8 protein-coding genes and 1 pseudogene are annotated in these 7,719 nt (G+C 49.2%); 5 read left to right on the top strand and 4 right to left on the bottom strand.

The genetic code is table 11. The features are described 5' to 3' along the window. Positions 1-39: 39 nt before the first annotated feature. Genes ACP5D0_RS06710 through ACP5D0_RS06690 form a run of 5 tightly spaced genes read left to right on the top strand, consistent with a single transcriptional unit; the run spans position 40 to position 5,225 of the window. Positions 40-1,497, top strand: a complete 1,458-nt coding sequence (locus ACP5D0_RS06710; protein WP_472364891.1) for a c-type cytochrome — start codon at positions 40-42, stop codon at positions 1,495-1,497. Beyond that, positions 1,497-2,744, top strand: a complete 1,248-nt coding sequence (locus ACP5D0_RS06705; RefSeq protein ID WP_472364890.1) for a hypothetical protein — start codon at positions 1,497-1,499, stop codon at positions 2,742-2,744. The genes ACP5D0_RS06710 and ACP5D0_RS06705 overlap by 1 nt, the downstream gene beginning before the upstream one ends. A 10-nt stretch (positions 2,745-2,754) precedes the next feature. Further along, positions 2,755-3,147: a c-type cytochrome gene (locus tag ACP5D0_RS06700; RefSeq protein WP_472364889.1), complete on the top strand. Its 393-nt coding sequence runs from the start codon at positions 2,755-2,757 to the stop codon at positions 3,145-3,147. Then, complete coding sequence (locus ACP5D0_RS06695; RefSeq protein ID WP_472364888.1) at positions 3,144-4,478, top strand: FCSD flavin-binding domain-containing protein; 1,335 nt, start codon at positions 3,144-3,146, stop codon at positions 4,476-4,478. Before ACP5D0_RS06700 ends, ACP5D0_RS06695 begins: the two co-directional genes overlap by 4 nt. A 21-nt stretch (positions 4,479-4,499) precedes the next feature. Continuing rightward, entirely contained in the window at positions 4,500-5,225 is a 726-nt protein-coding gene (locus tag ACP5D0_RS06690) for a c-type cytochrome (protein WP_472364887.1), read from the top strand. A gap of 226 nt (positions 5,226-5,451) precedes the next feature. Here ACP5D0_RS06690 and tnpA read toward each other — a convergent pair. From tnpA to ACP5D0_RS06670, 4 genes and pseudogenes are all read right to left on the bottom strand, one after another. Continuing rightward, positions 5,452-5,646, bottom strand: a pseudogene (gene tnpA / locus ACP5D0_RS06685) (IS200/IS605 family transposase); the annotation flags it as partial. A 194-nt stretch (positions 5,647-5,840) separates the two neighbouring features. Then, on the bottom strand, positions 5,841-6,167 hold the full coding sequence (locus ACP5D0_RS06680; protein WP_472364886.1) for a type II toxin-antitoxin system PemK/MazF family toxin: 327 nt from the start codon (positions 6,165-6,167) through the stop codon (positions 5,841-5,843). Then, positions 6,155-6,412, bottom strand: coding sequence for an AbrB/MazE/SpoVT family DNA-binding domain-containing protein (locus ACP5D0_RS06675; protein ID WP_472364885.1), 258 nt, complete (start codon positions 6,410-6,412; stop codon positions 6,155-6,157). The genes ACP5D0_RS06680 and ACP5D0_RS06675 overlap by 13 nt, the downstream gene beginning before the upstream one ends. 80 nt (positions 6,413-6,492) lie before the next feature. After that, positions 6,493-7,467: a capsular polysaccharide export protein, LipB/KpsS family gene (locus tag ACP5D0_RS06670; RefSeq protein WP_472364884.1), complete on the bottom strand. Its 975-nt coding sequence runs from the start codon at positions 7,465-7,467 to the stop codon at positions 6,493-6,495. Positions 7,468-7,719 lie beyond the last annotated feature (252 nt).

Here is a 7,719-nt window from a genome sequence, read left to right as displayed (position 1 = left end):
TTATGCAAAATAGAATTTACTGATAACAAGGAAATTAAAATGGATTTAATCAGCTTATATCCAACCTGGTACGAACCAATTGTCGGTTCCGGCTGGGTAGTTGCGCTTATCGCCACCTTCCACGTGCTGGCCTCCCACACTTCCGTGGGAGCCGCACTTCTCTTTGCCTACCTATCTCATAAAGCCTACAAAGAAGACCGAGAAGATTTGCTGGATTTCATTAAGAAATACGGCCTATTCCTGTTGGTCTTTACCTATGTAGCCGGCTCCATCACCGGGCCGGGGATCTGGTACTCAACCACCGTAGCGAGTCCGAACGGGATCGGCGCCCTGATCCACTCCTTCGTATGGAAGTGGGCCACGGAATGGGTTTTCTTCGTCATCGAAGTGGTCGGTGTATACATGATTGTGTATCTGGTCGGCAAGGTCGACAAAAAAACGCATATGAAAATCTCACTGATTTTCGGGATCGCCTCTTTGGCGACCATGGTCATTATCGTCGGGATACTCTCGTTCATGATGGTTCCGGGGAAAGAAATGTGGTTTGAAGAAGGCGGGTACCTGAACGGTTTCTACGGCACCAACACCTTTGTACAGATGGGGATGCGCATGGCCTTTATGTTCACCATGACGGCGGTGGTCGGCGGCATTATCATCTCCGGCATTAAGGACGCGGCCTTCAAAAAAGAAATGGCGCGCAAACTCGGTTGGCTGGGGATTATCGCCACCTTGACAGGTGCAGCCATGTTCCAATGGTATCTGTCTTCGGTGCCCAATCAGGCGATTTTGGTCATGGAAAACCGCTTGCCGGACTACTTTGAAACCAGCATTATGGCGGTTCTCGCCGGTACTTTGGCCTACTTCATTATCACCATGCTGCGCCCACAGGTGCTGGTACAAGCACTGGCCGGTGGTATGACGGTGATTATTCTGGTGGCCGGTCTATGGCCTGAAGAGACCGCGCGTGAATCCATGCGTAAACCTTGGGTGGCCGGTCAATACGTTTATTCCAACCAGGTGGTTGGGCGTGACGTACCCGGCATGGATATTAAATCTCAACTACCGACCATCGAAAAAGTCGGCATCCTAAAGGCGCATCCATTTACGCCTGAACACCTGAAAGAAGTCAATAACGGCAACATGATTCAGGCGGGTGAATTCATCGCCATGACCTATTGCTCCAATTGTCACTCTCCAAGTGCCACCGGGATTCGTCCTCTGCGTCGTTACTTCCATGACGGCATCACGCAAGCACGCATGGAAGAATATGTTCGCGGGGTACTCACCACCGGCAACATCGCTTACATGCCGAAAATGCCGATGCTGGAATCCGAGGTCAAAGCCTTATCAGCCTTCTTGGTCATGAATAAGGAAGGCGGCGAACCGGCCGTCACTGCGGCGATTAAAAAAGAAATCTCAGACCGTGACCGTGCGCTGGCCATTAAACAGGCCGACGACAAAGTCGCAAGTCTGACCGTTGAACAGGAGGGCAAATAATGGACGCTGCTCAAGTTGCTCAGGTTACTGAGATGATGTACGCCCTGCGTAACCCCGCAGGGATTCCAACCTATCCGATTATTTTCATTGCACTGGGGGTTTTGACCTTCGCCATGCACATTTTCTTTGTGCAACTGATGCTGGGTACTTCTTTGATTACTCTCATCGGCGCTTTTAGTCAAAACGCTTACTGGCGTCGCCTAGGGGCGGCCATGCTCGAAATCGCCAAGGTGTCCGTCTCGGTCGCCATTGTGATCGGGGTCGCGCCGTTACTGTTTGTGCAGGTCACCTACGATCCGCACTGGTACACATCGAACGTGTTGTCCGCCGACTGGGTCATTTCCTTTATCGTCATTTTGATTCTGGCGTATTGGGCGATGTACTTCTATTACTTCCGCAACAACAAAGAAAGTGATAAAACCCTAACACCGAAATCTCGCTGGTCAATGGTTGTCAGCTTGGCGTTGATGTTGGTTGTCGGCTTCATCATGCACAGTTTGACCAAACAAATGTTGCATCCTGAAATGTGGCAAGAATGGTATATGCAGAACGGTACGTTAGATTATTCTGGTTCGAAACTGCATGCTTACAGCCCTTGGCGTTTTGCCTTCTTCATCAGTTTGGCGATTCCGGTCGCCGGTGCCATGCTGGTCACCTACCGTCGCTTTAAGTCGGTACGAGAAGATGCCGATCACGACTACTTGAACTGGGCCGCAGGCGTCGGTAAGAAATGGATGTTGGTCGGTTCCGTTATCTCAACCGTGCTTTACATCGGCTGGATGATGACCTTACCGGAAACCGCTGGCAATTTCGCGACCTCCTTCTGGGGCATCATCGGTGGCGCGGCCGTTCTGTTCTACGGAGTCTGGGGCTTAATCCGCCTGAGAGGCGAAGCACGCATCTGCAGCTATATGGCCTTACCAATGGGGCTCGTGGTTGGCTTGATTGTGGCGATCTCTCGTGAAGTGTTGCGTTACGACATCCTGAACGGCTTCTTCAACTACAGCTTCTTCGACTACAAAGTCATTGCAGACTGGTACTCCACAGGCTTGTTCTTCCTGACCTTTGCGATTGTCGGGGGAAGCGTCTTGGCTTACTTCCTGACCATCGCGTGGAAAGCCGGTCAAACCGTTGGTGTTTACACCCCCGGTGAGACCGTCAACAAAATGGGAACAATCGCGATTTGGATCATGACTCTATGGATGGTTCAATTCTTTGCGGTTGGCTTCTATATCTGGTCACTGTAAGGGGAAGACAATGAAAAAACAATTATTAACCGTCTCATTCTGTGCCCTCACCCTGGCCGGAACACACGCTGCGCAAGCAGATGTTAAAACACCGACAGCCCCCGGCCAAGCGATGGCTTGGCAATGTGCACCTTGCCACGGCACCAACGGGCAGGAGCTACAAGAAGCCATGCCGCCGCTGGCGGGCATGTCGGTCGAACAATTCACCAAAGCGATGATTGCTTATCGTGAAGGCACTCGCCCGGCCGTCATTATGGATCGAGTCACGCGCGGCTTCACCGATGAAGAAATCAAAGCCATGGCGGAATGGTTCGTCAAACAACCAATGAAACCTTGGGAAGAAACCAGTTTAAAAGAGTCGTTGGCGGCACAGAAAGTCGGTTCGACAGGAGGTCAAGAATGAGCCAATTAGAAAACATGACTTTCGATCGTAAAATCACACGACGCGATCTGATCAAAGTGTTCGGTGCCGCGGCGGTTGCCGGCACCGGTATCTTCGGCGCAAGCAATAAAGCCTTCGCCAAATCCGCGCCGCACGTTGTGGTACTCGGCGGCGGTGTCGGCGGGTCCACTTTTGCGAAATACCTACGTTTCGCCGACCCGGACGTCAAAATCACCATCATCGAGCAATACCCGGAATACATTACCTGCTTGCGAAGCAATGACGTGATTGTCGGCATGCACACGCTGGACGAGTTAACCTTTAACCTCAACACCATTCGCGACAAATATAAGGTGAATGTGGTCATCGACAAGGTCGTGGGGGCGGACTTTGATAAAAAGACGGTGCGCACTCAAAAAGGCGACCGCTTCCAATACGATAAACTGGTGGTGTCACCCGGTATTGATTTTAAGTTTGAAGACTGCGAAGGCTACAATGCCGAACTGGCAGCAGGCGACTTCCCGCACGCTTACAAGGCAGGGCCTCAAACCTTGAAACTGCGCGATCAGTTGTTCGGCTTAAAAAAAGGCGGTGTGGCGATTATTTCACCACCACAAAACCCCTTCCGCTGCCCACCAGGACCCTATGAACGGGCGTCCTTCTTTGCCGAGCATTTTAAAAACTTCAACCCGACCGCCAAGTTGATTGTGCTGGATCCAAAAGAACGCTTCACCAAAGACGTGCCGTTTAAAAAGGCATGGGAGCGCCTCTACGGTTACAAAACCGACAAGTCCCAGCTGGAATGGGTGTCCGGTTCCAATGGTGGAAAAGTGGTGAAATTGGACGCTAAAACCAAAACCGTCACCACCGATTTCGGTGACACCTACAAGGCTGACATCATCAATATCATCCCCAACCAACGCGCCGGAAAACTGGCACAGCAACTGGGCTTGACGGATCGTTCCGGCTGGTGCCCGATTGAACGCGACACCATGGAATCGTCACTGCATAAAGAAGTGTATGTATTGGGGGACAGCAGCATTGCCGATGCCATGCCGAAGTCCGGCTATTCCGCCAACTCTCAGGCCAAAGTGTGTGCGCAAGCCGTGGCCGATACGTTGAAAGGGCATGAACTGCAAAAAGCCATTTACTCCAACGTCTGTTACAGCTTGGCTGGTCAGAACTACGGGGTATCCATTGCCGCCATCTATGAGGTACGTGACGGTTTGATTCAACCGAAAGGGAAATCGGCGGGTGTTTCACCGATTACCGACAAACCGGCTCAGCCGATTCTCGAAGCCGTTTACCAAAAGAACTGGCAACGTGAATTTGTAAAAGACGTCTTCTCTTGATAAAGGTGTGAGGTAATAACTATGTTAAAACGAACGATACTATCAGCCTGTGTCACCGCCTTGATCGGAAGCGGCTCCATCGCGCTGGCCGCAGGTCACGGTGAAAAACCCAAAGCCGAGACCTGGACCAATGTCAGCCTAAAGGAAACACTGAATAAAATGCCCGCCGGTGATGCCACCCGTGGGCAGAAAGTCAATGAGATGATGATGTGTAATGCGTGCCACGGCGAAACGGGCAAGTCCCCTTCCCGCAACTATGCGTCCATTAACGGTCAACCGAAAGAGTACACCATCAAGATGATGCTGGACTACCGTGACGGTCGTCGCTGGGAAGACTACAAACAGTCTGAAATCATGGTCAAACTGTCGCAAAGCATGGACGATCAACAGATTGCCGACATCGCCGCCTTTTACGCCGAACAACCGCTGGAAGCTTGGGTCAGCCAACCGTCAGCCGACGCTCAGGCACCTGAAATCGACCGTTTGGTGCGTAAAGGCGACGTCAATCGCATGATTACGCCTTGTGCGTCCTGCCACGGTGTGCATGGCGAAGGCCAAGGCATCATTCCGGCTTTGTCGGGACAAGTGCCGGAATATTTCGTGCGCACCATGAAAGCCTATCGGGACGGTCAGCGTCATAACGATGTGAATAAAGGCATGTCCATCTTCACAACGCAGCTGACCGATGCGGAAATTCAAGGGCTGGCGGATTATTATGCGGCCATGCCGGATAAAAAGGAGCCTTAATATGAGTGGTATCAAAGCGATTATCTGGGGGCTGATTCTGACGTTCGGCTCCTTTGCCCTAATGTGGTGGCTCAGCACCCTGACGCTGGTCGCGGTGTAAGCGCGACGGCTTCGGATGGGATTAAAAAAACCAGCGCTGATGATTCAGCGCTGGTTTTTTTATCAATTTAGCGCGTAAAACCCTGTCGTTCACGGCAGGGATATAAGCGCAACAGGCGAAGCCTGCTTAATCAGGTCGTTGCTGGTTTTCAATGTATTGTTTGATGATTGAAAGTGGCGCACCGCCACAACTACCTGCAAAATAGCTTGGACTCCAAAGCTGACTTCCCCAAAGTTTCTTTTGAATTTCAGGGTAATTTTTCTTTCTGATTAATCGGCTTGAAACACCCTTTAAGCTATTAACCAACTTGAATTCAGCCATTCACCAAGCCTGGTAAGTTCGCTATTCTATTCAAATCGCTGCTTGGTTGATGACGGTGTCCTGTTGCTGTAAATTTGTGGGTGTCCTTTTTTTGCTTTTTTTTATTTTTTTAAAAATGTGGAAATTACATACTCTTCCAGTGATGGTTGCACCTTGTATAAATGAAAAACAAGTATCCTTTTAGGTTTTTCTGATTAAAACGTAAACATTTCGACTAGTCTATCTGAAACAGTCATCTGCGTTTTTTTGTCCAGTTTTCCGAGTCGTTTAATAAGTCTTTGTTTATCAACAGCACGAATTTGATCCAACAGAACTAAACCTGTTTTACCTGAAAAATGACATGAAATCCGAGATGGAAATTCAAATCCTTGAGAGGTCATTGGAGCGGCTAATACTGTTGAAAGCGGAGACATTTCATCAGGTGAAATAATGAGACATGGACGGGTTTTATTGATTTCTCTCCCAATGGTAGGTTCTAGATTAACCAGCCAAACTTCAAAACGTTTGACTACCATATCCATTCCTTCTCATTACTTGAAGATAAGTCAATGTCCATCCACTCTTGTTCCTCAACGGACAAGGGCTGTTTTGCCATTACCTCAAACTTCTCAGACCAACCTTCTCGTGCCTTACTTATAGGATGTATAAGAATACCCTCAGGTAGAAGTTTAAATTCGAGTTCCTTTTCTTCTAATTGAGCCTCTGCAATGAGATGTTTTGGCAGTCGAACCCCTTTAGAATTACCGATAGATATTAAATGTGCCATTTTCAACCCCTTTTTTAAAAAAGTAATTACAATGTAATTATAACATCTAAAAAGCGTCATCTGTCAAGATAGTTGGAACTTTATCCAGTTCTTCTCCTAAGCCAGCGCCCCAACTTCTGGCCTTTTCTAATGACACTATTCCTTAACCCCTTTTTAAACCGCAACCAGCGAGAACACCGCAATGCCTCCGATTCCTGCTCAATTCCGGAAAAAACCTGCTCCAGCTCACAGTGTGCATAATGGATCGGATCGATATAACGGGGATACAAAAACAAAGCCCCGGCCACTAACTCTTCCAGTGTTAAATAACGGTTACGCCTTTCAAAAGGCTGAAGATCAACAGTCAACCCCCACCCAGCATAAAAAGGCCGTCCATAAGTCACCACTTTTTTACCTCTTAACAACGCCTCAAACCCTACCAAAGACGTTAAAGTATGCACCTCGTCAGCGTGCTCCAAAACACTGTCCAAACTCACCTGCGTGACCACCTGGTTACAAAGCTTTTTTACCTTATCCTCTGAAACTTGGCCTTTGCGATTGCCAACCAGCACATCAGGATGTGGTTTAAAAACAATATACGCATCCGGACACGCACGCCGCACCTGTTCCAACAACTGCAAATTCGTCATGCCGTCCGCACCATATTGAATCGAAGCGTCATCCTCAACCTGCCCCGGGACCAATATCACACGGCGATCACGGGGGAACGCCAATGCCTGATGGCCATAAAGATTGTATTTAGACAACTTTTTTTCCACCAAATAAGCCGCCGCTTTCGCAGCCCTTTTCTCCAAACCGGTTGTGGTGCTAAGATCATAGGTTGCCAGCGCATGCTCAAGATCGCTTTCCTGCGTCGGGTCAAAGTAAATCCCCCTCCGGTCGACCACCAAAGAATAAGGCTGAGTCAAATCCGACCCCAATGCCACCGAGCGAACAAACCCGTCTTCCACACGATAAAGAGGCACCTCATACTCACGGGCATAGGCCTCCACCTCCGGAAACGACTTGCGCCCCCAAATATAAATGCGACTTTTTGGCGTCAAGCCTTTCTTCAACGCCAATGGCAAAGCCTGACTTTTCATAAACGGGTTTACAAAACGAAACTGATTCGCTCGAATTTCATCAAAGAAAGGCTTTACCAAGCGGTGCTTCCAACGAGAAAACCCAAAAAAATACGCCCGATCAAAACTAAGCGACTCCTGGTAACGATCACGATACCAAGCCAACGCATGAATGGCCTCCAAAATATCCAGAGGGCGACGTGTATAAGGCGATAATGACAGTTTTTACGCCTTAGGAAACTATGA

This window comes from Hydrogenovibrio sp. (assembly GCF_049975065.1).
Classification (GTDB): domain Bacteria; phylum Pseudomonadota; class Gammaproteobacteria; order Thiomicrospirales; family Thiomicrospiraceae; genus Hydrogenovibrio.
Note: the sequence above shows the minus strand (reverse complement) of the source record. Positions and strands in the feature narration are given on the sequence as shown.

What these genes read in the sequence shown, in the direction of transcription:
- ACP5D0_RS06710 (WP_472364891.1), top strand. Translation starts at nt 40, where the DNA reads ATGGATTTAATCAGCTTATATCCAACCTGGTACGAACCAATTGTCGGT.
- ACP5D0_RS06675 (WP_472364885.1), bottom strand. Translation starts at nt 6,412, where the DNA reads ATGGCACATTTAATATCTATCGGTAATTCTAAAGGGGTTCGACTGCCA.
- ACP5D0_RS06700 (WP_472364889.1), top strand. Translation starts at nt 2,755, where the DNA reads ATGAAAAAACAATTATTAACCGTCTCATTCTGTGCCCTCACCCTGGCC.
- ACP5D0_RS06695 (WP_472364888.1), top strand. Translation starts at nt 3,144, where the DNA reads ATGAGCCAATTAGAAAACATGACTTTCGATCGTAAAATCACACGACGC.
- ACP5D0_RS06705 (WP_472364890.1), top strand. Translation starts at nt 1,497, where the DNA reads ATGGACGCTGCTCAAGTTGCTCAGGTTACTGAGATGATGTACGCCCTG.
- ACP5D0_RS06680 (WP_472364886.1), bottom strand. Translation starts at nt 6,167, where the DNA reads ATGGATATGGTAGTCAAACGTTTTGAAGTTTGGCTGGTTAATCTAGAA.
- ACP5D0_RS06690 (WP_472364887.1), top strand. Translation starts at nt 4,500, where the DNA reads ATGTTAAAACGAACGATACTATCAGCCTGTGTCACCGCCTTGATCGGA.